Here is a 23,627-nt window from a genome sequence, read left to right as displayed (position 1 = left end):
GGGAGTACGCCGCCACGCCCGCGGCCTTCACGGGGCGGGCAAGGGGGCTCTGGTGAGGGCGCTAGGGTACCATTCCCCCTTTGCACGCACCGGACACAATCCATGATTCGAAGCATGACCGCCTACGCCGGCGGCGAGCGGGTCACCCCGTGGGGCACGCTGGGCTGCGAGCTGCGCTCGGTCAACCACCGCTTCCTGGAGGTCGGCACCCGCCTGCCCGAGGAACTGCGGGCGCTGGAACCGCAGCTGCGCGAGCGCATTGCCGCGCGCCTGAGCCGCGGCAAGCTGGATCTGGTGATGCGCCTGCGTGCGCCGGAAGCGGCGGCCAACCTGCAGGTGGATGAAGCCCTGTTGGGCCAGCTGGGACGCCTGGCGCACCGGCTGACCTCGGATTTCCCCAACCTGCAGGTCAGCTTCACCGAGCTGCTGCAGCTGCCGGGCGTGACCCGCGGCGAGGCCACCGATGCCGCGGCGCTGCAGGCCGAGGCACTGGCCCTGCTGGACCAGGTGCTGGACGGCTTCGTCGAGGCCCGCGAGCGTGAAGGCGGAAAGCTGTCGGCGGCCATCAGCGAGCGGGTGGACGGCATCGAACGCATCGCCACCGAAGTGCGCACCCTGATTCCGGCCATTCGCGACGGCCAGCGCGCCAAGCTGGCCGCACGCCTGGCTGACCTGCCGCACCCGGTCGACCCGGGCCGTGCCGAGCAGGAGCTGGTGCTGTGGCTGCAGAAGCTGGACGTGGATGAAGAACTGGATCGCCTCGGCAGCCACATCGTCGAGATCCGCCGCGTGCTCAAGCAGCGCGAGCCGGTTGGCCGCCGCCTGGACTTCCTGCTGCAGGAGTTCAACCGCGAAGCCAATACGCTGGGTTCGAAGTCGGTGGACAGCCGCACGTCCAATGCCGCGGTCGAGCTGAAGGTGCTGATCGACCAGATCCGCGAGCAGGTGCAGAACATCGAGTGATGCTGCACCCAGCGAAACAACAAGGGCGCCTTCGGGCGCCCTTGTCGTTTCCGCGCATCAGCGCACGCTGACGCCCGGTGTTCCAGCGCTCAAGCGGCCGATCACGGCTGCCTGGCCGAACCCTGCGTCGTGGAAACAGGCCAGCACCGCATCCACCGCTTCCGGGGCACAGGACACCAGCAGGCCGCCGCTGGTCTGCGGGTCGGTCAGCAGTGGCTGCCAGTGTGCTGGCAACCCGTCGGCGAAGCGCACGTCGGCGCCATACGAGGCCCAGTTGCGGTGGGACGCGCCGGTCACGCAGCCGCGCTGCAGAAGTTGCAGGGCCTGAGGCAGCAGCGGCACCTGTGCACTGTCCACCTCGGCAGCGACACCACTGGCGCGGCATACTTCCAGCAGGTGGCCGAGCAGGCCGAAACCGGTCACGTCGGTCATCGCATGCACGCCGTCCAGCGCGGCCAGCGGCACGCCCACGGTGTTAAGTCGGGTGGTCGACTCGATCATCTGCCGGTAGCCGTCGGCATCCAGCACTTCTTTTTTCAGTGCTGACGAATACACGCCCACGCCCAATGGCTTGCCCAGCACCAGCACATCGCCGGTGCGGGCATCGGCATTGCGCTTGAGCCGCTGCGGATCAAGCACGCCGATCGCGGCCAGGCCATAGATGGGTTCCACCGAATCGATGCTGTGGCCACCGGCCACCACGATGCCGGCATCGGCGCAGGCACGTTCGCCGCCCTGCAGGATGCCGCGGATGGTGTCCTGAGGCAGGATGTTGATCGGCATGCCGACGATGGCCAGCGCGAACAATGGCCGTGCGCCCATTGCATACAGGTCGGACAGCGCATTGGTGGCGGCGATGCGGCCGAAGTCGAACGGGTCGTCGACAATCGGCATGAAGAAATCGGTGGTGGCGACGATCGCCTGGCGGTCATCAAGGCGGTATACCGCCGCATCGTCGCTGGTCTCGCGGCCGACCAGCAGTTCAGCTGGTGCCGGAAGCGCTGGAGCGCCGCGCAGCAGTTCCGTCAGTACGCCCGGCGCGATCTTGCAGCCGCAGCCGCCGCCATGCGCCAGCGAGGTCAGGCGTTGCGGGGCATCGGCCGTTGAAGGGGCGGGGGACTGCACGTGCGTGGCCATGCCGACATCTCCTGCGGAAACACGAATGGCGGAAGGCAGCAGGAGTCGAACCTACCAGGGAACGATCGACGCCCCCTACTGGGTTTGAAGCCCAGCCGCATGCCCGGATGCGCATGCCTTCCGAAAGTACGGCGGTAGCGGTGGGCTCAGTCGCGGGCTGCGTTCCACTGCAGGTCGCCACGCGGCCGATGCTGGTCACCGACGCGTCGAGTGTAGCCAACGCGATTGAAGAACTCCAAGATCTGGATGCTGCGCTTGCGGCCCAGGCCGATGGCATCGCGGAAAGCGGCCGCATCCACCGCGCCGCTGGCCTGCGACAGCTGCGCGACGATCGCGGCCAGCTCGGCAATGCGGGCCGGTGCATAGAACAGGTCCGGTACCACCTGGAACAGTTCACCGCGCGCTGCGGCGCGACGCAGCGCGGCGCGGACCTCGTCTTCGGCCAGGCCGATGTCGGCGGCCAGGGTGCGCACCCACGGCGGATCGAAGCCACCGGCGTGCAGTTGCGGCAGCACGCGTTCCAGCAGCAGACGCTCGCGTTCCGGTGGCGCATGGTCATGGCCGGGCAGGCGCCACCAGGCGCCCACGCGCTGCACGCTGCCGTCGTCCAGCAGGTCCTGGAGAAGCGCGTTCCACAGGCTCGTTGCCAGCGCAGGCAGGGTGCTGCGCTGCAGGCGCCCGCTGTCGACACCGGGTTCGTCAGGGCGTCGTTCATGCCAGCCACGCAGTGAGGCGATTACCTGTTCGCGCAGCACCTGCCAGTGCGCAGCGAGGATGACCACCGTGTCGTCGCGGGTGGCGATGCGCTGCGCGCCTGCAGGAAGATCGATCCGGTCGGCGGCGCGCCGGCAGTAGCGCTGCAGTGCGGCCAATGGAATCCCGGTGGGCGCCTGCTGAAGCAGCGGGCCAACAGCTGCGCTGGTGGCCAGCTGTTCCAGCGCCACCAGCCACGCCAGGCGTGCAGGGCTGCGCCGCCGCCGTTGTGGCGGATCCGGATCGAGTACGACACCGCCGCCCAGCGTACGGGTTGCCGCCGAGTCGCGGGCAATGAAGCGATCGCCGCACATCGCGCAGACCGGCGCATCGAACACCAGCTGCACGAGCTGTCCATCGCCGTGGTCACGATCTTCCAGCAGCACTGCATGGGCCTGCCGGCGCATCGTGCCCCAGTGGATATGCAGCGGCGCCCAGTCGCGCAGCGGTGGTGCCAGCGCGGAAAGCCGCAGGCGCACATCAACGCGGGTGGTGGCCAGCAGTGCGCGCGGGTCGGCGATCCAGTCGCCGCGCTGGATGTCCTCGCGGGCGATTGCGGCCAGGTTCAACGCGCAGCGTTGCCCGGCCATCGCGTGGTCGCTGGCCTGGTTCTGCGCGTGGATGCTGCGTACTCGCACTTCAGTGGCGGCCGGCATCAGCTGCAGATGCTCGCCAACAGTGGCGATGCCGCCGTGCACAGCGCCGGTCACCAGCGTGCCGTGGCCGGCCAGCGAGAACACGCGGTCTACCGGCATGCGGAACAGTTCGCTGCGCAGTTCGGCCTGGCGCGTGCCGGCGTCGTCCGCCGCCCACGCGTGCAGCTGGGTGCGCAGTGCGCTGATGCCGGCATCGTCGGGTGCAGTGCTGTTGCAGGCGAACAGAGGGGAATTCTGCAGCGGTGTTGCGGCCAGCAGCGCAGCGATCTCGATCTCGACCCGGGCGATGCGCGCTGCATCCACACGGTCGATCTTGGTCAGCGCCACCGCACCGCGGTCCACGCCCAGCAGTTGCAGGATCGCCAGATGCTCGCGGGTCTGTGGCATCACGCCGTCGTCGGCAGCGATCACCAGCAGGGCGACATCGATGCCCGTGGCGCCGGCCACCATCGTGTGCACGAATCGCTCATGGCCCGGAACGTCGACGAAGCCCAGCGTAGCGGCCGGGCCTTCGACGTCCCTGCTTTCCACCGGGACATAGGCGTAGCCCAGTTCGATCGATATGCCGCGGGTACGCTCTTCGTGCAGGCGATCGGTTTCGATGCCGGTCAGTGCGCGTACCAGGCTGGTCTTGCCATGGTCGATATGCCCGGCGGTGCCGACGATCATGCCTGCAGCGCGCTCCATTGGGCGAGGAAGGCCGCTTCGTCCCCGGGTTCCAGGCAGCGCAGGTCCAGCCACAACGCGTCATCGGCAATGCGGCCCAGCACCGGGCGTGGTAGCTGACGCAAGCGCTTGGCCAGGCGATCCAGTCCGCCACGGCGCGCGCTGTTAATGCGCAGTCCGGCGCTGGCCAGCTGGGCCTGTGGCTGCGCACCGCTGCCGATCTGGCTGTGCATCGCTGCACATTCGACGCTGTAGTCTGCTGCCAGCCCGGCGCGCACCGGCTGCAGCAGACGCTGCGCCTGCGCAGAAACATCGTCGTGCGTACGCGACAGGATACGCAGTGTCGGCAGCCGTTGTACCAGCAGCTCCGGTTCGCGGTACAGGGCCAGCACCGCTTCCAGCGCGGCCAGTCCCATCTTGTCCATGCGCAGTGCCCGCTTGAGCGGATTGCGGTTGATCCGCGCAATCAGGTCGGCGCGGCCGGCGATGATGCCGGCCTGGGGACCACCCAGCAGCTTGTCGCCACTGAACGAAACCAGATCGGCGCCAGCCGCCAGCGCTTCCTGCACGGTGGGCTCGTGCGGCAGCCCGAAGGCCGCCAGATCGCACAGGCTGCCACTGCCCAGGTCCACGACCAACGGCAGGCCATGTTCGTGCGCGATGCCCGCCATCGCCGCCGTGTCAACTTTGGCAGTGAAACCGGTGATCGCGTAGTTGCTGGCGTGCACCTCCATCAGCAGTGCGGTGCGCGCGCCGATGGCGTTGGTGAAATCGGCTGGATGGGTGCGATTGGTGGTACCCACTTCCAGCAGCCGCGCGCCGGCGCTGCGCATCACATCGGGAATGCGGAAGGCACCGCCGATCTCCACCAGTTCGCCGCGCGATACCACCACCTCGCGACGGTTGGCCAGGCTGTTGAGCAGCAGCAGGACCGCCGCCGCATTGTTGTTGACCACGGTGGCGGCTTCGGCACCGGTCAGCTCGCAGACCAGTGCCTGTACCCGCGCATCGCGGTCGCCGCGACGGCCACGGATGACGTCGAACTCCAGATCGACCGGCGCGGTCATCGCGCGGGTCACTGCCTGCACCGCGCCCTGGGGCAGCAATGCGCGACCCAGGTTGGTATGCAGTACGGTGCCGGTCAGGTTGAACATCGGCTGCAGGTCCAGTCGTGCATCGCTGGCCAGCTCGGCATCGAGTGCCACGGCCAGCGCAGGGCCGTCGATGGCTTCCTGCAGCTGCGCGGTCGACAGCTGGCCGGCGCCGATACGGTCGCGCAGTCCCTGCAGGTGCGAACGCAGCAGCTGGGTGATGCGGCTGCGGCCGTGGCGTTCGATCAGTGCTGCCAGTGCAGGCAGGCGCAGCAGTCGGTCCAGCGAGGGCAGGGCGGCGACCGATGCCGGGGCGGGGGGCATGGCTGTCATCGCCTCAATCGCCGTCGGATTGCCACAGCAGAGGATTCTGGCTGGCACGCGCATAGCCTTCCTCGGCCAGCAGCAGATCCAGCGCCAGCGTGCCGAGGTCATCGGCGACCGGTTCCAGTGACGGGTCTTTCTCCAGATACAGGATCTTGCGATAGCTGTGGCAGTGGTCGCAGGTCTCGGCACGGACCGCGCTCTCGCGCACCGCCTCGCCGCTGTCGCCATCCACATCGGCCAGGGCGCGATAGGCAATGTCCTTGCCGGCGGCACCACACTGGCTGCACTGCACGCGCACGTAGTGCCACTGGCAGGCGCACAGCGAGCACGACAGATAACGGTAAGACGCATAGGGTGGGCGTGCCTGCACCACGCTGGCCACCGGCAGCGTGCCACACAGCGGGCACAGCCCCGGCGCATCCGCCAGTGGCTTGAGGTCGGTGGGGCGGAAGCTGGCCGCGAGCACCGCCCAGTAGACCTGCAGTGCGTTCATCACCAGCAGCGCAGCGACCGCGTCCACCGATGGCGCATCATCACGCTCCAGCACGGCATGGGCCTGCGCATCCAGCCAGGCATCGTCGGCCGCGGCGACGCGCTGCAGCTCCTGGCGGGTCTCCACCGGCAGCCCGGCCTCGTCGGCACAGTGCTGGCACAGCGTGCGCAGCCAGTCGCGCCAGCGCCCATCCAGTTGAAGCGTGTTGGCCGGCCGCAACGGCATGCCGGCATCGGCCGCCGCACTCGACTGCTGCGCACGCGCCTGGGCCTGCAGCGCTTCGCGTTGCTGTGGTGCCAGCTCGTCCAGCACTGCCTGCTGTGCATCGGCCAACGCCGCCAGCAGCTGCAGGTAGCCGCCGATGGCGCTGTGCGCGGCCAGGCTGCGTAGTCGCGCCGCGCGCTCGGCGAACAGGGAAGTGACATCGGGCAGGATGATGCGCGGAACATCGCGCGAGGCGAGCGTCTCGATCTCACCGGGTTCAAGGATGCGTTGCGCCATGCAGGGCCAGCCGGAAGAACCAGGCTCCATCCTCGCCGTTGTCGGCGCTGGCGTCCAGCGTGCCAATGCCAAAGCAGTCGAGCATGGCTCGACTCTACAAAAACCGGTTTCTGTCGTTGCCGTGTTCATCGTGTCGACCAAGGTCGACATCCACCAAGAGCAGTTCATGCCATTCCGACAGCAGCGGGAAACTGTCGAAGGCGGGGGGGGGCCGGTTGCGGGGGTGTCCGCGGCATGGATGCCGCGGCCAAGCCCCCATGGATGGGTCTACGGCGCCCCCCGCAACCGGGCCCGCCCCGCCATCTCGAAGGAAGCCCGCTTTTGACCTTGACGTTGACGTTGATTCCGCGGGTGCAGGGCCGCAGGTCGTGCCGCTACCCCTCTTCCCGCCGCCCGCGCAGGATGTCCCGGAACCACTGCCGGTGATGCTTGTACGCCCACCCGTAGGTCACCTTGCCCTGGGTCATCGCCCGCACCGACCCTTTGATCCAGATCGCCGCATAGATGTGCACCACGATCGCGCAGATCAGCACCCAGCCGAACAGCGCATGGGCAAGCACCGAGAGGCGGATCACCCCGATCGGGAAGAAATGACTGAAATACTGCCGCCAGATCACGAAGCCGGTCAGCAGCAGCGCCGACAGGCAACCGATGATGGCCCAGAGCAGCAGTTTCTGGCCGGCATTGAACCGGCCCACCGGCGGCAGTTTCTCGTCCTCGTTGCGCAGCACATCGCGCATGCCGCGCATCCACTTGCCATCGTCGGCGCTCGGCAGGTTGTCGCGCCACATGCGGAACGCCAGCAGCGCAAAGCCCACCACCATCGCCAGGCCGATGAACGGATGCAGGATGCGCGTCCACGGCCCGCCGCCGAACAGCTGGGTCAACGGGAACAGGGCGGGGTGGAACAATGCCAGTCCGGACAAGGCCGTCAGCACGAAGCAGATCGCCACGATCCAGTGGTTGATGCGGGTCGGCGCGCGGTAGCGGATGATCTGGCGCGGGTGCGGTGCGTACTTCATGGCCGCTGCTCCTCTTCGATCTTCTTGGCCTCGTGCTCGGCTTCTTCTTCCTCCTCGTCATTGACCGTATTGCGGCCGATGCCGATGTAATGCAGGAACCCGGCGAAGGCGGTGGCGGCGATCGCCAGCACGCCCAAGGGCTTGGCCACGCCCTTCCAGATCTCCACCATCGGGCTGATCCGCGGGTCCTTGGGCAGGTCGGCATACAGCTCGGGCTTGTCCACGTGCTGCAGCACATACATCACGTGGGTGCCACCGACGCCCTGCGGGTCGTACAGACCGGCGTTATCGTAGCCGCGTGATTTCAGGTCTTCGACGCGGCCGGCGGCATGTTCGGTCATCGCCTGCTTGCTGCCGAAGGTGATCGCGCCGGTCGGGCAGGTCTTTACGCAGGCCGGCTCCTGGCCCACCGCCACCCGGTCCGAGCACAGCGTGCACTTGTAGGCCTTGTGGTCCTTCTTGGAGATGCGCGGCACATCGAACGGGCAGCCGGTCACGCAGTAGCCGCAGCCGATGCAGTTCTCTTCCTGGAAGTCGACGATGCCGTTGGCGTACTGGATGATCGCCCCGGGCGACGGGCAGGCCTTCAGGCAACCCGGGTCGCTGCAGTGCATGCAGCCTTCCTTGCGGATCAGCCACTCCAGCTTGCCCTTCTCGTCCTCGTATTCGCGGAACTTCATCACCGTCCACGACTGGTCGCTGAGGTCCGGCGGATTGTCGTAGCTGCCGACGCAGCTGCCGACTTCGTCGCGCAGGTCGTTCCACTCCATGCACGCGACCTGGCAGGCCTTGCAGCCGATGCACTTGCTCACGTCGATGAGCTTGGCGACCTGGCCGGTGTGTGCGCTGCGTGCCTGTGGCGAGGGCGTGGTGGTGGCCGAGCGGCGGATGATGTCCAGCGATTGCAGTGACATGGCGTGTCTCCTACACCTTCTCGACCTTGACCAGGATGCACTTCGATTCGGGCGTCTGCGAGTTGCCGTCACCGATGGCGTTGGTCAGCGTATTGGCGATGTAGCCGGGCTTGGCTGCACCGAGGAAACCCCAGTGGATCGGAATACCCACCTGGTGCACGGTCTTTCCATCGATCTGCAGGGCCTTGATGCGCTTGGTCACCATTGCCACGGCTTCGATATGGCCGCGCTTGGAACTCACGCGCACGCGGCTGCCGTTGTTGATGCCCAGCTCGTCGGCCAGTGCGGCGCCGATCTCGACGAACTGCTCGGGCTGGATGATGGCGTTGAGCTTGCCGTGCTTGGTCCAGAAGTGGAAATGCTCGGTGAGCCGGTAGGTAGTGGCCACATGCGGGAACTCGTCCGGCGAGCCGATCTGGGCACGGTCGCTGGCGAATACGCGTGCGGCCGGGTTGTTCAGCGTCTGCACCTGGCCGGGGCTGAGCGGGTTGCTGCGCAGCGGCGTATCGAACGGTTCGTAGTGCTCCGGGAACGGGCCTTCGGCCATGCCGGCCTTGGCGAAGAAGCGGGCGATGCCTTCCGGGTTCATGATGAACGGGCCCATGCCGCCGGCCGGGTCTTCGTCGGCCTTGAAGTCCGGCACGTCCACGCTGCCCCAGTTCTTGCCGTTCCAGGCCAGCAGCGTGCGCCGCGGGTCGAACGGTTGCCCGGCCACGTCACAGGAGGCGCGGTTGTACATGACGCGGCGGTTGGCCGGCCATGCCCAGGCCCAGCCCAGGGTATTGCCGATGCCGGTCGGGTCGCTGTTGTCGCGCCGCGCCATCATGTTGCCGGTCGGGCCCCAGGCGCCGATGTAGATCCAGCAGCCGGAGGACGTGCTGCCGTCGTCGCGCAGGTCGCCGAACGCGGCCAGCTGCTCGCCGGCCTTGCGCACCAGCTTGGTCGGGTCCTTCGGATCGAACACGTCCACCAGCGCCTTGCCGTTGTATTCCATCGCCAGTTCTTCCGGCGTCGGTGCCTCGGGGTTGGAATACTTCCAGGCCAGGTCGCGCACGGGCTCCCACCAGGCGCCGCCGTCCTTCTCGTACATCGCCTTGATGCGATGGAACAGCTCGGACATGATCTCGATGTCGCTGCGCGCTTCGCCCGGCGGATTGGCGCCCTTCCAGTGCCATTGCAGCCAGCGCGAGGAATTCACCACCGCGCCGTTCTCCTCGGCGAACGAGGTGGTCGGCAGGCGGAACACTTCGGTCTGGATCTCGCTGGGATCGACGTCGTTCAACGCACCGTGGTTCTGCCAGAACGCGATGGTCTCGGTTTCCAGCGGGTCCATGCTGACCATGAACTTCAGCTTGGAGAATGCGCTGATCAGCTTGCCCTTGTTCGGCGCCGAGGCCAGCGGGTTGAAGCCCTGGCAGATGTAGCCGTGGATCTTGCCTTCGTTCATCAGCTCGTACGCCTGCAGCATGTCGTACGGCTTGTCGAGCTTGGGCAGGTAGTCGAAGCACCAGTTGTTGTCGGCGGTGGCGGCATCACCCCACCACGACTTCATCAGGCTGACGTGGAACTTGGGGTAGTTCTGCCAGAACGACATCTGGTTGGCGCGCAGCGGCTTCTGCGTGCGCTTGGCGATGTACGCGTCGTAGTCCTGCTCATCCTGTTTCGGCAACGTCAGGTAGCCGGGCAGCAGGTCGGACATCAGGCCGATGTCGGTCAGGCCCTGGATGTTGGAGTGCCCGCGCAGTGCGTTCATGCCGCCACCGGCCACGCCGATATTGCCCAGCAGCAGCTGCACCATGGTGCCGGCACGCACGTTCTGCGCACCGATGGAGTGCTGCGTCCAGCCCAGCGCGTACAGGATGGTCATCGCCTTGTCCTTGCCGGCGGTGGACGCGATCATGTCCCAGATCTGGCGGATGCTGTCTGCCGGCGTACCGCAGATGCGCTCGACCATCTCCACGGTGTAGCGCGCATAGTGCTGCTTGAGCAGCGTGTAGACGCAGCGCGGGTCCTTCAGCGTCGGGTCGCTGCGCACGAAGCCATCATCGCCGTACACGTAGTCCCAGCTGGAGCGGTCATAGCTGCGCTTCTCGGCGTTGTAGCCCGAATACAGGCCGTCCTTGAAGGCGAATTCGTCCTTCACCAGGAACGACATGTCGGTGTAGTTCAGCACGTACTCGTGCTGGATGCGGTCCTCGGTCAGCAGGTAGTTGATCAGGCCACCCAGGAACACGATGTCGGTGCCGGTGCGGATCGGCGCGTACACGTCGGCCACCGCGGCCGAGCGGTTGAAGCGCGGATCGACCACGATCAGGCGTGCCTTGTTGTGTGCCTTGGCCTCGGTCACCCATTTGAACCCGCACGGGTGCGCCTCGGCGGCATTGCCACCCATGATCAGGATCAGGTCGGCATTCTTGATGTCGACCCAGTGATTCGTCATCGCACCACGGCCTAGAGTCGGGGCAAGACCTGCCACCGTCGGGCCGTGTCAGACACGTGCCTGGTTGTCGAATGCCAGCATGCCGAGGGAGCGGACGACCTTGTGGGTCAGTACCGCGGTTTCATTGCTGGTGGCCGAGGCCGCCAGCATGCCGGTGGTCAGCCAGCGGTTGACCGTCTGCCCGGCTTCGTTCTTCTGCACGAAGTTGGCATCGCGGTCTTCCTTCATCAGCCGCGCGATGCGGTCCAGCGCATCGTCCCAGCTCAGCCGCTTCCACTCGTTCGAGCCCGGCGCGCGGTACTCGGGGTAGAGCAGGCGCGACTTGCTGTGGATGATGTCGGCCAGGCCGGCGCCCTTCGGGCACAGCGTGCCGCGGTTGACCGGATGGTCCGGGTCACCCTCGATATGGAAGATGCTCGGCTCGGCGTTCTTGGCGCCATCGCCGAGGCTGTACATCAGGATGCCGCAGGCCACCGAACAGTACGTGCAGGTGTTGCGGGTCTCGGTCGCGCGGGTCAGCTTGTACTGCCTGACCTCCGCGAGCGCGATGCCGGGCGCGAAGCCCATCAATGCCAGGCTGGAGCCGACCAGGGTTGTCCCGGTCACTTTCAGGAACTGGCGGCGGCTCATCGATGGCATGCCGTTCTCCTGGGATGGCGGGGAGGCGCAGGCCTCCGGGCTGTCGTTGGGTACGGCCCGGTTATAGCACAGGCCCCCGAACGCCCATGTGGCACAAGGCCCGGCGCCCGCCAGACGGGCGCGTAACGGGGCCGCTCTGGTAAAGTTGCGTGCCCGCCCCCCGGGGAAAGCGTCTGCCGGGCCTGGTTCCAGGATGTTCCGCGCAGCCCCCGCCATCCTGGCGCGATCCTCCGCGCCGGGTCTGGAACACCGAGGAAAAATTTTGCGAAATCAACCAGTTGGGTTCCGCGCATGAGCGCCCCGTCGAAGCCGTCGGACGCCGTTGCGCGCGGCACGCTGTACATCGTTGCCGCCCCGTCCGGTGCCGGCAAGAGCAGCATCGTCAATGCCACCCTGGCGCGCGACCCGCAGATCGCCCTGTCGATCTCCTTCACCTCGCGCGCGATGCGCCCGGGTGAAGTGAACGGCCAGCACTACCATTTCGTCTCTGCGGAAAAGTTCGAGGAAATGATCGCCGCCGGCGACTTCTTCGAGCATGCCTGGGTGCACGGTGACTGGAAGGGCACCGCCCGGCAGTCGGTGGAGCCGCAGCTGGCCGCCGGCCAGGACGTGCTGCTGGAAATCGACTGGCAGGGCGCGCAGCAGGTGCGCCAGCTGGTGCCGGGCACGGTCACCGTGTTCATCCTGCCGCCGTCCAAGCAGGCCCTGCAGGACCGTATGCGCAAGCGCGGCCAGGACAGCGAGGCGGTCATCGCCCAGCGCCTGGGCGCGGCCCGCGATGAAATGCTGCACTTCAACGAGTTCGACTACGTCATCGTCAACGAGGTGTTCGACACCGCCGTGGACGAGCTGTGCGCCATCTTCACCGCCAGCCGCCTGCGCCGGGAGGCCCAGAAGGTCCGCCACGCCGGCCTGATCCAGGCCCTGTTGACCCCCGATCCAGGTGCAACTGACTGATTCCAAAAGAATCGGGTAGGGGTTGGCTTGATTTTGTCCAGCCCCTGCCAGTACACTCCGTCCCCTTTCCCTCATTCGACTGAGCGGCCGACCGGTCGCCGGGAGCCCGTATGGCCCGCATCACCGTAGAAGATTGCCTGGAAGTCGTTAACAACCGTTTCGAACTGGTCATGATGGCTTCCAAGCGTGCCCGCCAGCTCGCCAACGGCGTGCAGGCCACGCTGGACAACAGCGAGACCGAGGACAAGCCGACCGTGCTGGCGCTGCGCGAAATCGCCGCCCGCAAGATCGACAACGCGCTGATCGACGAAGTCGAGAAGGCCGAGCGTGAGCGCGCCGAGCGCGAAGCGCTGGAGTGGGCTGCCGCGGAAGTGGTCGCCGACGAAGACATGTCCAAGAACGACGATTGATCGCATCGATCAACGTAATCGTTGGATGTGCCGAACAGCCCGCCCCGTGCGGGCTGTTTCGCATTCAGGATTTGCCGTAAACGTCGCGCTGGAATAGGCTTCGGGCATGAACCCAGGCCCCACTGCCAAGGTCGCCGCAGCCCCCGCTGCCGCCGTACCCGACTACGTCCTCCAGCTTGAACGCGCCGCCCATTACCTGCCGCCGGAACAGCTGCCCCTGCTGCGCCGTGCCTGGGAAGTCGGAGCCGCCGCGCACGCCGGGCAGACGCGCAAGTCGGGCGAGCCCTATATCACCCATCCGGTGGCCGTGGCGCAGGTGCTGGCCGAGCTGGGCCTGGACGTGGAAGCGCTGATCGCCGCGATCCTGCACGACACCATCGAAGACACCCCGCTGACCCGTGAGGCACTGGCGGCCGAGTTCGGCGAAGCCGTGGCCGAGCTGGTCGATGGGGTGACCAAGCTGGACAAGCTGAAGTTCCGCGACCGCCAGGAAGCGGCCGCCGAGAGCTTCCGCAAGATGCTGCTGGCGATGTCGCGCGACCTGCGCGTGATCATGATCAAGCTGGCCGACCGCCTGCACAACATGCGCACGCTGGGTGCACAGAGCCGCGAAGCGCGTGGCCGCATCGCCCGCGAGACGCTGGAGATCTACGCGCCCATCGCCCAGCGCCTGGGCATGAGCCTGGTCAAGAGCGAGCTGCAGAACCTCGGTTTCAAGGCGCTGTACCCGTGGCGCCACGCCATCATTGAAAAGCACATCCGCAGCCAGCCGGTGGTACGCCGCGAGGCGATGGCGCAGGTGGAAGTGCAGCTGTCGCAGCGCCTGGCCAAGGAGGGGATCGAGCATCGGCTGATCAGCCGCATCAAGACCCCGTGGAGCATCTACAACAAGATGCGCGACGAGAACAAATCCTTCGACCAGGTGATGGACGTGTTCGGCTTCCGCCTGGTCGTGCGCAGCGTGCCCAGCTGTTACCACGCGCTGGGTTCGGTGCATGCCACCTTCAAACCGCTGGATGGCCGCTTCCGCGACTTCATCGCCATTCCCAAGGCCAACGGCTACCAGTCGCTGCACACCGTGCTGTTCGGGCCGTATGGCTCGCCGATCGAAGTGCAGATCCGTACCGAGGAAATGGACCTCATCGCCGAACGCGGCGTGGCCGCGCACTGGACCTACAAGTTTGGTGGCGATTCGCCCAACAGCGCGCAGAGCCGTGCCCACGCCTGGATCGTCGAGCTGATCGACTCGCAGCGCGCTGCCGGCTCCTCGTTGGAGTTCCTCGACAACGTCAAGGTCGACCTGTTCCCGGACGAGGTCTACCTGTTCACCCCGAAGGGCAAGATCCTGGCCCTGCCGCGCAACTCCACCGCGCTCGATTTCGCCTACGCCGTGCATACCGACGTGGGCAACATGGCCGTGGCCTCGCGCGTGGACAAGAAGCTGGTTCCCCTGCGCACCAAGCTGGTGTCGGGCCAGTCGGTGGAGATCATCACCGCACGCTCGGCCACGCCGAAACCGCAGTGGCTGGAATTCGTGGTTACCAGCAAGGCACGCACCGCCATCCGCCACCAGCTCAAGCAGCTGGAACACGAAGACGCCGTGCAGCTGGGTCACCGCATGCTCGACCGCGCGCTGGAAGCGATGGATTCCTCGCTGGAACGGCTGCCGAAGGGGCGCCTGGATGCGTTCCTCACCGAACACCGCTTCCCGCGCCTGGAAGCACTGCTGGCCGAGGTCGCGCTGGGCAACTGGATGCCGACCCAGGCCGCGCAGGCACTGATGGCCTACGCCGAACTGCGTGGTGGCCCGCATTCGCGCCACCATTCGCAGGAAAAGATCCTGATCAACGGCAGCGAGCGCGGCGTGGTCACCTTCGCCGGCTGCTGCCAGCCGATTCCCGGCGATGAGATCATGGGCTACCACACCGCCGGCAAGGGCATCGTGGTGCACCGCATGGACTGCCCGAACCTGGCCGAGCTGCGCAAGTCCCCCGAGCGCTGGGTGCCGATCGGCTGGGACACCACCGTGTCCGGCGACTACGACACCTCGCTGGTTGTGGAAGTGGAGAACGGCACCGGTGTGCTGGCGCAGCTGGCTGCTGCCATCGCGCAGAGCCACTCCAACATCGAACGGGTGGACTACCTGGACCGCGACTTCAACGCCGCCGTGCTGGCGTTCAACATCCAGATACGCGACCGCAACCACCTGGCCGAAGTGATGCGCCGCCTGCGGCGCCTGTCGGTCGTGCAATCGGTGCGCCGCCAGTAACACGAACCCGGTAGTGCCGGCCGCTGGCCGGCAACTTCGCGGTGCTTCCGACGTTCATGAGGTTGCCGGCCAGCGGCCGGCACTACCGAAGCGGCGCGGTAGATCCACGCCATGCGTGGATGCGCCCCCACCCGGTACAATCACCGCTCTGTTTTCCCCCAAGCACCGGAGCGACCCATGTCCCGCCAGATCATCAATACCGAAAAGGCCCCCGCCGCCATCGGCCCGTACTCGCAGGCCGTGCGCGCCGGCAACACCGTGTATTTCTCCGGCCAGATCCCGCTCGACCCGGCCACCGGCGACATCGTCGGCGCCGGTGACGTTGAAGCACAGGCCCGCCGCGCCTTCGACAACCTCAAGGCCGTGGCCGAAGCCGCGGGCGGCTCGCTGGACAAGGTCGTGCGCCTGGGCCTGTACCTGACCGACCTGGGTGAGTTCGCCAAGGTCAATGCGGTCATGCAGGACTACTTCCAGGCCCCGTACCCGGCCCGTTCCACCATCGAAGTCTCCGGCCTGCCGAAGGGTGCCAACTTCGAGGTCGACGCGGTGATGGTCATCGACTGACCGCCACGTGGCACGCAAGGCGGCGGTCACCCCGGTCCTGTCACCGTCCGGCGAAGCATCCCTGGCGATGCTCGCTGGCGTGGGTCCGGCCGTGGCCGCCAAACTGCAGGCGCGTGGCCTGGCCACCCTGCAGGACCTCTGGCTTCATCTGCCGCTGCGCTATGAAGACCGGACCCGGCTGACCCGTATCGAAGACCTGCGCAACGGCGTACCGGCGCAGGTGGAAGGGCGGGTGGTCGCGGTCGAGCGCGGCATGCGCTACCGGCCGATGCTGAAAGTGGCGGTGGAGGATGAGGGGCAGGGCACCCTGGTGCTGCGCTTCTTCCATTTCCGCCAGCAGCAGGTGGGCCAGTTCGCGGTCGGCAACCGGCTGCGCTGCTTCGGCACGCCCAAACCCGGCCACCTCGGCCTGGAAATCGTCCACCCCAGCTACCAGGTGCTGGGCCGCAACGACGATCCCGAACTCGGCGATCGCCTCGACCCGGTGTATCCCACCGTCGAAGGCGTGGGCCCGATGACGATGCGCAAGCTGATCGGGCAGGCGCTGGACCGCCTGCCCGAGGAAAGCGCGCTGGAACTGCTGCCCAGCGGCTGGCTTGATGGCCTCGGCCTGCCGTCGCTGCGCAGCGCGCTGCTGACCGTGCACCGGCCACCACCGGATGCTGATCTGGCCGCACTGGCCGCCGGTACCCATCCGGCCCAGCGCCGCCTGGCGATGGAAGAACTGCTGGCCCACCACCTCAGCCTGCGCCGCCAGCGCATCGCGCTGCAGGCACACCATGCACCTCCGCTGGCCGGTCCCGGCAAGCTGGCCAAGGCGTTGCTGAAGCAATTGCCGTTCGCGCTGACCGGCGCGCAGGCGCGGGTGTTCAAGCAGATCCGCGAGGACCTGGCGCGGCCCAGCCCGATGCTGCGGCTGGTGCAGGGCGATGTCGGCTCCGGCAAGACCGTGGTCGCCGCGCTGGCGGCGATGCTGGCGGTGGAGCAGGGCAAGCAGGTCGCATTGGCCGCGCCCACCGAGCTGCTGGCCGAGCAGCATCTCAACAATCTGCGCGGATGGCTGGAACCGCTCGGTGTGCGCATCGCCTGGCTGGCCGGCAAGGTCACCGGCAAGACGCGCGCCAAGGTGATGGAGCAGGTCGCCAATGGCGAAGCGCAGGTGGTGGTCGGCACCCACGCGCTGATGCAGGAAGCGGTGGTGTTCCAGGACCTGGCGCTGGCCATCGTCGACGAGCAGCATCGCTTCGGCGTGCACCAGCGGCTGGCGCTGCGCGACAAGGGCGCGGGCGGCAACAGCGTGCCGCACCAGCTGGTGATGACCGCCACGCCGATCCCGCGCACGCTGGCGATGTCCGAATACGCGGACCTGGATGTCTCGGCCATCGACGAACTGCCACCGGGCCGCACGCCGGTGCAGACCGTCGCACTGAACAATGATCGTCGCCCGGAGCTGATCGAGCGCATTGCGCTGGCCTGCCAGGAAGGGCGGCAGGTGTATTGGGTGTGCACGCTCATCGAGGAAAGCGAAGAACTGGATGCAACCCCCGCGCAGGCCACTTACGAATCACTGCAGGCGCTGCTGCCTGGCGTGCGCGTCGGGCTGGTGCATGGCCGGCTGAAGGCCGCTGAAAAGCTGGCGACGATGGTGGCGTTCAAGGCCGGCGAGATCGATCTGCTGGTGGCGACTACCGTCATCGAAGTGGGCGTGGACGTACCGAACGCCTCGTTGATGGTGATCGAGAACGCCGAACGCCTCGGCCTGGCCCAGCTGCACCAGCTGCGCGGCCGTGTTGGCCGCGGTTCGGCGGTGTCGCGCTGCGTGCTGCTGTACCAGGCGCCGCTCTCGCAGATGGCACGCGAGCGCCTGCAGACCATGCGCGAAACCAACGACGGTTTCGTCATTGCCGAGAAGGACCTGGAACTGCGCGGCCCCGGCGAACTGCTGGGTACGCGGCAGACCGGCCTGGCCGGTTTCCGCATCGCCGACCTCGCCCGTGACGCCGGCCTGCTGCCCGGCGTGCACGACCTGGCCGAGCGCCTGCTGGCCCAGCAACCCGCGCTGGCCGATCGCGTTGTGCAGCGCTGGATCGGCACCGCCGTGCGTTACGCCTCGGCGTAATGCCACCTGGGTGGGGGTGGACCTTGGTCCACACATCCACGCATGGCGTGGATCTACATCGCGCTGCGCGCGTGAGTCGAGCATGGCTCGACTCTACAGACAGCCTCTTCGATCATCTCGCGGATATGTCGACCAAGGTCGACACCTACCGACAGCAGTAGCGATCTGTCGAAGGCGGGGTGGGTCCGGTTGCGGGGGTGTCCGCGGCATGGATGCCGCGGCCAAGCCCCCATGGACGGGTTCACGGCGTCCCCCGCCACCGGACCCACCCCGCCATCCCCCAGGAAACCAGCTTTTGCCGTTGCTCTGGCGTTTGCCGTTGATTCGGCGGGTGCAGGGCGCAGCCCTGCCGACCCCCAACACCCCGTACTTGCAACGGTCATCAACCCGGTCCACACTTCGTTGCCGATCTGAAGACGGCAACGATGACCCACAAGATCCCGCTGTTGATCGACACCGACCCCGGTGTGGACGACGCTCTGGCCCTGCTGATGGCCTTCGCCGATGAACGGCACGACGTGGTCGCCCTGACCATCGCCGCCGGCAATGTCGGCCTCGAATACACTGTCCGCAACGCCCTCAAGCTCTGCGACATCGTCGGCCGCACCGACGTGCCGGTGTTTGCCGGCAGCCCGGATCCGCTGCTGCATCCCTCCGTCGACGCTGCCCACGTGCATGGCCGTGACGGCTATGGCGACGTGGACCTGCCGCCGCCGAGCCGCCAGGCCGAAGCCGAACACGCCGCATTGGCCATCCTGCGCCTGTCGCACGAGCACGCCGGCGAACTGATGCTGGTGATGCTCGGCCCGCTGACCAATCTGGCCCTGGCACTGAAGCTGGACCCGACCCTGCCCGAGCGCATCAAGCGCATCGTGGTGATGGGCGGCGCGGTCACCTGCCACGGCAACATCACCCCGGCGGCCGAATTCAACATCGCCTTCGACCCGGAAGCGGCGCACGTGGTGTTCACCTCGTTCAAGCACCTGCTGGTGTCGGACTGGGAAGCCACCGTCGCCCATGGTCTGCCGCTGGAAGATGCCGAGACGTGGCTGCAGGCCGACTCCGATCGCGCCCGCTTCTACGAGCTGATCTCGCGCAAGACACGCGCGCTGTCGGAAGACGCCAAGGGCGGTCGCTGGTACACCGCCGATGCGGTGGCCATGGCCTGGGCGCTGAACCCGGAAGGGCAGCTGCAGGTCGAATCGCGTCCGCTGAACGTGGAACTGAACGGCACGTTCAGCCGCGGTGCCACCATCGTCGACTGGAACCGCCAGACCGGCCAGCCGGACAACTGCGATCTGCTGATGGCCTACGACCAGCAGCGTTTCGAGGCCCTGGTACGCCAGGCCCTGGGCGCGGACTGAAGTCAATTGCCCGGCACCGGTTGCCCCGGGCGGCAACCGGTGCTTATAATGCCGCTCTTGACCACCAGCCCATTTACGGTGTGAGCCCATGAAGGCCGATATCCATCCGAACTACCGCGACGTCGTCTTCCATGACGTCACCTCCGATTTCAAGATCCTGACCCGCTCGACCATGGCGACGAAGGAAACCATCAAGTGGGAAGACGGCAACGACTACCCGCTGGTGAAGGTTGAAATTTCCTCGGCTTCGCACCCGTTCTACACGGGCAAGCACAAGGTCATCGACACCTCGGGCCGTATCGACAAGTTCCAGAAGCGCTACGCGCGCTGATCTGTCGATCCAGCTTCGAACCGACGGCCGCGCTTTGCGCGGCCGTTTGTTTTTCCCCAACGCCTGCCCAACGGGCGTTTGGATGGACGGAACACTGCGTTCGTGTGACAGCACTTTTGCCGATCCGGGCCGCTCAACGGCCGGCGTCTGGCCGCCTGTCGCATACGACTTCTGTCTAGCGCCGGGCAAATGCTGCTGTGCGATAATGACCTGATCCCCGGCACAGGCCGAGGACGTCATTCACGTGCCTGACCAATGCGCTTGGGCAGGCGCCTTCCCATGAAGGAGCGCACACAGTGTCCGATCTTGATCAGGTCACGCTCAACGCCGGCGATAAGTCGGTCGTTCTGCCCGTCATCAAACCCACCCTTGGCAACGACTGCGTCGACATCGCGAAGCTGACCAAGGAAACGGGGTATTTCACCTACGATTCCGGCTTCACCGCGACGGCCAGCTGCAAGTCCGCCATCACCTACATCGACGGCGACAAGGGCGTGCTGCTGTACCGCGGCTACCCGATCGAACAGCTGTCGGAAAAGTCGAGCTACGTCGAAGTGGCCTACCTGCTGATCAACGGCGAGCGCCCGAGCGCCGAGCAGCTGAAGGCCTTCACCGATGAGCTGGCTGCCGAAGCCAACGTCGACGATTCGATCAACACCCTGATCGGCAGCTTCGCCAAGGATGCCCATCCGATGGCGATCCTGGCCGCTGCGATCGCGCAGCTGTCGGCCATCTACCACGACTCGCTGGACCTGTCCGACGCCGAACAGCGCCGCCAGGCTGCCGTGCGCCTGATTGCCAAGGTGCCGACCCTGTCGGCGCTGATCTACCGCCACGGCAAGGGCCTGCCGGCCAACAAGCCGGATACCTCGCTGGACTACGTCAGCCGCTTCCTGAAGCAGACCTTCGAGTCGGCTGACGGCCAGTACGATCTGAACCCGGACGTGGTGAAGGCGCTGGACCTGCTGTTCATCCTGCACGCCGACCACGAGCAGAACGCCTCGACCTCGACCGTGCGCCTGGTCGGTTCGACCGGTGCCAACCCGTACGCGTCGGTCGCCGCTGGCGTCACCGCGCTGTGGGGTCCGGCCCACGGCGGTGCCAACGAAGCCGTGCTGAAGATGCTGGAAGAGATCGGTACTGCCGACAACGTCGAGTCCGCCGTGGTCAAGGCCAAGGACAAGACCTCCGGCTTCCGCCTGATGGGCTTCGGCCACCGCGTCTACAAGAACTTCGACCCGCGCGCCAAGGTCATCGGCGAGATGACCAGCAAGGTGCTCAAGCAGCTGGGCGTGCAGGACCCGCTGCTGGACGTGGCCGTGAAGCTGGAGCAGGCCGCGCTGCAGGACGAGTACTTCGTCGCCCGCAAGCTGTACCCGAACGTCGATTTCTACAGCGGCATCATCTACAAGGCGCTGCAGATCCCGACCGAGATGTTCACCGTCATGTTCGCCCTGGGCCGTACCTCCGGCTGGGTATCGCATTGGCTGGAACAGCAGGTCGACCCGGAAATGAAGATCGGCCGTCCGCGCCAGGTCTACACCGGCAGCGACGTGCGCGACTACCAGGGCTGATCGCCTGCCGTAGTTCGTGATGAAACGCCTCGCATCCGCGGGGCGTTTTTTTTTGCTTGTGGTGGGTGCCAACCTTGGTTGGCACGCTCTGCGGCGTTCGCGAAAAATCATCCACGCATGGCGTGGATCTACCACCGCATCCGCCTTCGGTAGGTGCCAACCTTGGTTGGCACGCGCTTCACCGCGCCAAGACCGTGTGATTCAAGGGTCTCGCCAGCTTCACAAGCGCTCGCGCAGCCTCAGGACGCCAGCTGCATCCGCAGCATCTGAAATGGAGCGTCCATCCCGATGAGTACCCGATTCGACCCAGCCGAGCGCGGACCGCTCGGCCCTGACGTCGCCGCCGTCGTCACCGCCCCGATCATCGCCCCTCCCAGCGAAAGCGCCGTTTCCTGGGGCGCGATCTTCGCTGGCGCCACCGCTGCCGCTGCACTCTCCCTCATCCTGCTGATCCTCGGTGTTGGCCTCGGCCTGTCGTCGGTGTCGCCATGGTCGTTCGAAGGCGTCAGCAAAGAGACCTTCGGTTGGTCCAGCATCATCTGGCTCACCTTCACCGCATTGGCCGCGTCCGGCCTGGGTGGCTATCTGGCGGGCCGCTTGCGTACCAAGTGGACGCAGATCCATGGCGATGAAACCTATTTCCGCGATACCGCGCATGGCTTCGCGTCGTGGGCCGTCGCCACGCTGCTGACCGCGGGCTTGCTCACATCGGCAATCGGTGGCGTGCTGGGCGCCGGCGCAAAGGTGGCCGGTGCCGCCGCGGGCGTTGCCGCATCCACGGCCGGCGTTGCTGCCGCGGGCGCGGGCAGCACTGCCGCGGCGGCCCCGGAAGGCGACCTCAACTACTGGGTGGATTCACTGTTCCGCAACGCTACCGATGCGGGTCCGGCAGCTGCAGGCGCGCCGCCGGCCCCGGGCGCGCCTGATGCAGCGTCCGGCGTGGCGGCGACAGATCCGGCCCCACCGCCGCCGGCTGCAAGCGTCGGGCCGCGCGATGTGCGCGTAGGCCTGCCGCCGCGCCCGATGCCGGGTAATGGCCCGATGGGTGACCGCCGCGAAGTGCGTGCCGAAGTGAACCGCATCATCGTCAACAGCCTGCAGGGCGATGGCCTGGATCCGGCCGACACCCAGTACCTGGCGCAGCTGATCGCGCGCGAAACCGGCATGAGCCCGGCCGAAGCGCAGGCGCGCGTGACCGATGTGCAGACGCGCATGCGTGCGGCGCTGGAGAAGGCCAGGAACACCGCCAAGCAGGCCGCCGACGATGCCCGAAAGGCGACCGCCTATGCCGCGTTGTGGCTGTTCATCACCCTGCTGATCGGTGCGTTCTTCGCCAGCCTCAGCGCCACCTGGGGCGGCCGCCGCCGCGATCTGTAACCCGCCTTCCACGCAAGGAGACCTGCAATGAAAATGATTCTGCTCTGGTTGTTGGGTGTACCGATTCCGCTGCTGATCCTGTACGCGATCTTCTTCTGATCGTGCGCCAACGCGATGTCTCATCAGGCCGCCGAAGGGCGGCCTGATGCCATCCAGCAGATCCACGCCATGCGTGGATGACCCGCTGTAGAGTCGAGCCGTACTCGACTCACGCGCGCAGCGTGTGTGCTTCGCGCAGTATCGGAAGAGCAGTCGACTAACAGCCGACTCTACAAACCCAAGGCAATGAGGTTTATTGCATTCAAGCAGTGAGGGAGTTTGCATAACCCTCAAACATTGAGCGCCTTCAAGAATCCTCCTTAACCTCCAACGTTTTAGGAATGCTTGAATGGCCTGCATGGCAATGGATTCCTAACATTCTCTCCGTCGCCCGCAACCACCTCTGCGGGCGGCGCCTCCCTCCCTTTCTCCTTAGGGGAGGGGGGCTTTCATATTCCCCCTGTCCGAGAGAGACACCCATGCACGCCATTATCAAGAAGGCCGCGCTCGCTGCAGCGCTGGCCACTGCTTCGCTGTCCGCGCACGCCGTGGAAACCAAGATCTCCGTCTACGCCGACGTCGACCCGACCCTGGCGCTGCTGCGCGATGACGGCACCCCGCTGCCGGACATGGTCACCCTGACCCACGATCCGCTGCGTGGCCTGATTCCGAACACGCAGCGCGTGCGTATCCATTCCAACGATGACAAGGCGGATATCGAAGCGCGTATCGATGGCAGCTTCTTCCTGGCCAACGAGACCGGCACCGTGACCGTGCCGATGACCATCAGCCTGAACAACCGCGCGCTGGGTGCAGCCGCCATCGAGTACAAGGCCGCTGACCTGTTCAACGGTGCGGGCTCGACTCCGGGCGCCTCGATCTCGATGCCGCTGACCATCGCACAGACCACGCCGGCGCCGATCCTCACCAAGGGCGCGTACAGCGGCCTGGTCAACGTCGTGCTGAACCAGAAGGCGGCTACGCCGTAATCCCCCGCGCCGGCCCGCATCCCGGGCCGGCC

19 protein-coding genes and 1 tRNA gene are annotated in these 23,627 nt (G+C 66.6%); 12 read left to right on the top strand and 8 right to left on the bottom strand.

All coding sequences use genetic code 11. The features are described 5' to 3' along the window. Positions 1 to 102: 102 nt before the first annotated feature. On the top strand, positions 103 to 963 hold the full coding sequence (locus ACZK29_RS17795; RefSeq protein WP_072168451.1) for a YicC/YloC family endoribonuclease: 861 nt from the start codon (positions 103 to 105) through the stop codon (positions 961 to 963). A 57-nt stretch (positions 964 to 1,020) separates the two neighbouring features. Here the strand turns inward: ACZK29_RS17795 and selD are convergent, their stop codons facing one another. The 5 genes from selD to fdhE form a co-directional block, all read right to left on the bottom strand. Next, positions 1,021 to 2,100: a selenide, water dikinase SelD gene (selD, locus tag ACZK29_RS17790; RefSeq protein WP_111202673.1), complete on the bottom strand. Its 1,080-nt coding sequence runs from the start codon at positions 2,098 to 2,100 to the stop codon at positions 1,021 to 1,023. A 26-nt stretch (positions 2,101 to 2,126) separates the two neighbouring features. After that, positions 2,127 to 2,222 (bottom strand) — tRNA-Sec (locus ACZK29_RS17785). Positions 2,223 to 2,246: 24 nt separating this feature from the next. Beyond that, complete coding sequence (gene selB / locus ACZK29_RS17780) at positions 2,247 to 4,178, bottom strand: selenocysteine-specific translation elongation factor (RefSeq protein ID WP_111202679.1); 1,932 nt, start codon at positions 4,176 to 4,178, stop codon at positions 2,247 to 2,249. Next, the gene (selA, locus tag ACZK29_RS17775) at positions 4,175 to 5,599 is read right to left on the bottom strand and encodes an L-seryl-tRNA(Sec) selenium transferase (protein WP_111202672.1); all 1,425 of its coding nucleotides are present in this window, start codon (positions 5,597 to 5,599) and stop codon (positions 4,175 to 4,177) included. The genes selB and selA overlap by 4 nt, the downstream gene beginning before the upstream one ends. Positions 5,600 to 5,603: 4 nt before the next feature. Then, positions 5,604 to 6,587: a formate dehydrogenase accessory protein FdhE gene (fdhE, locus tag ACZK29_RS17770; protein ID WP_111202671.1), complete on the bottom strand. Its 984-nt coding sequence runs from the start codon at positions 6,585 to 6,587 to the stop codon at positions 5,604 to 5,606. Between fdhE and ACZK29_RS17765 the strand changes: the two genes are divergently transcribed. Beyond that, complete coding sequence (locus ACZK29_RS17765) at positions 6,586 to 6,912, top strand: hypothetical protein (protein ID WP_478453098.1); 327 nt, start codon at positions 6,586 to 6,588, stop codon at positions 6,910 to 6,912. The two genes, fdhE and ACZK29_RS17765, sit on opposite strands and share 2 nt — an antisense overlap. Before the next feature lie 49 nt (positions 6,913 to 6,961). Here ACZK29_RS17765 and ACZK29_RS17760 read toward each other — a convergent pair whose 3' ends face one another. Genes ACZK29_RS17760 through fdnG form a run of 3 tightly spaced genes read right to left on the bottom strand, consistent with a single transcriptional unit; the run spans position 6,962 to position 11,602 of the window. Continuing rightward, on the bottom strand, positions 6,962 to 7,609 hold the full coding sequence (locus ACZK29_RS17760; protein ID WP_478446309.1) for a formate dehydrogenase subunit gamma: 648 nt from the start codon (positions 7,607 to 7,609) through the stop codon (positions 6,962 to 6,964). After that, the gene (fdxH, locus tag ACZK29_RS17755) at positions 7,606 to 8,523 is read right to left on the bottom strand and encodes a formate dehydrogenase subunit beta (RefSeq protein ID WP_111202684.1); all 918 of its coding nucleotides are present in this window, start codon (positions 8,521 to 8,523) and stop codon (positions 7,606 to 7,608) included. Before fdxH ends, ACZK29_RS17760 begins: the two co-directional genes overlap by 4 nt. Before the next feature lie 10 nt (positions 8,524 to 8,533). Next, on the bottom strand, positions 8,534 to 11,602 hold the full coding sequence (gene fdnG, locus ACZK29_RS17750; RefSeq protein ID WP_146267980.1) for a formate dehydrogenase-N subunit alpha: 3,069 nt from the start codon (positions 11,600 to 11,602) through the stop codon (positions 8,534 to 8,536). 291 nt (positions 11,603 to 11,893) lie between these two features. Between fdnG and gmk the strand changes: the two genes are divergently transcribed. The 10 genes from gmk to ACZK29_RS17700 all read left to right on the top strand — a co-directional run bounded on the left by gmk (position 11,894) and on the right by ACZK29_RS17700 (position 23,595). After that, the gene (gmk, locus tag ACZK29_RS17745; RefSeq protein WP_014038334.1) at positions 11,894 to 12,559 is read left to right on the top strand and encodes a guanylate kinase; all 666 of its coding nucleotides are present in this window, start codon (positions 11,894 to 11,896) and stop codon (positions 12,557 to 12,559) included. A gap of 110 nt (positions 12,560 to 12,669) precedes the next feature. Next, on the top strand, positions 12,670 to 12,969 hold the full coding sequence (gene rpoZ, locus ACZK29_RS17740; RefSeq protein ID WP_005410877.1) for a DNA-directed RNA polymerase subunit omega: 300 nt from the start codon (positions 12,670 to 12,672) through the stop codon (positions 12,967 to 12,969). 106 nt (positions 12,970 to 13,075) lie between these two features. Beyond that, positions 13,076 to 15,238: a RelA/SpoT family protein gene (locus tag ACZK29_RS17735; protein WP_111202682.1), complete on the top strand. Its 2,163-nt coding sequence runs from the start codon at positions 13,076 to 13,078 to the stop codon at positions 15,236 to 15,238. A gap of 177 nt (positions 15,239 to 15,415) precedes the next feature. Beyond that, positions 15,416 to 15,802, top strand: a complete 387-nt coding sequence (locus ACZK29_RS17730) for a RidA family protein (protein ID WP_005410875.1) — start codon at positions 15,416 to 15,418, stop codon at positions 15,800 to 15,802. 7 nt (positions 15,803 to 15,809) lie between these two features. Beyond that, a complete protein-coding gene (gene recG, locus ACZK29_RS17725; protein ID WP_111202681.1) occupies positions 15,810 to 17,921 on the top strand; it encodes an ATP-dependent DNA helicase RecG in 2,112 nt (703 codons plus the stop codon). 425 nt (positions 17,922 to 18,346) lie between these two features. Continuing rightward, the gene (locus tag ACZK29_RS17720) at positions 18,347 to 19,285 is read left to right on the top strand and encodes a nucleoside hydrolase (protein ID WP_111205132.1); all 939 of its coding nucleotides are present in this window, start codon (positions 18,347 to 18,349) and stop codon (positions 19,283 to 19,285) included. Positions 19,286 to 19,373: 88 nt separating this feature from the next. After that, positions 19,374 to 19,616 (top strand): type B 50S ribosomal protein L31, encoded by a 243-nt coding sequence (locus tag ACZK29_RS17715; RefSeq protein ID WP_010484049.1) that lies wholly within the window; start codon positions 19,374 to 19,376, stop codon positions 19,614 to 19,616. Positions 19,617 to 19,912: 296 nt separating this feature from the next. Then, positions 19,913 to 21,190: a citrate synthase gene (locus ACZK29_RS17710; RefSeq protein ID WP_049404024.1), complete on the top strand. Its 1,278-nt coding sequence runs from the start codon at positions 19,913 to 19,915 to the stop codon at positions 21,188 to 21,190. A gap of 288 nt (positions 21,191 to 21,478) precedes the next feature. After that, positions 21,479 to 22,567 carry a hypothetical protein gene (locus ACZK29_RS17705; RefSeq protein ID WP_478446308.1) on the top strand — a complete coding sequence of 363 codons (1,089 nt, stop codon included), beginning with the start codon at positions 21,479 to 21,481 and terminating at the stop codon, positions 22,565 to 22,567. Between the two features lie 518 nt (positions 22,568 to 23,085). After that, entirely contained in the window at positions 23,086 to 23,595 is a 510-nt protein-coding gene (locus ACZK29_RS17700) for a CS1 type fimbrial major subunit (RefSeq protein ID WP_012481149.1), read from the top strand. Positions 23,596 to 23,627: the final 32 nt, after the last annotated feature.

This window comes from Stenotrophomonas sp. 89682_Sma (genome assembly GCF_056481405.1).
Note: the sequence above shows the minus strand (reverse complement) of the source record. Positions and strands in the feature narration are given on the sequence as shown.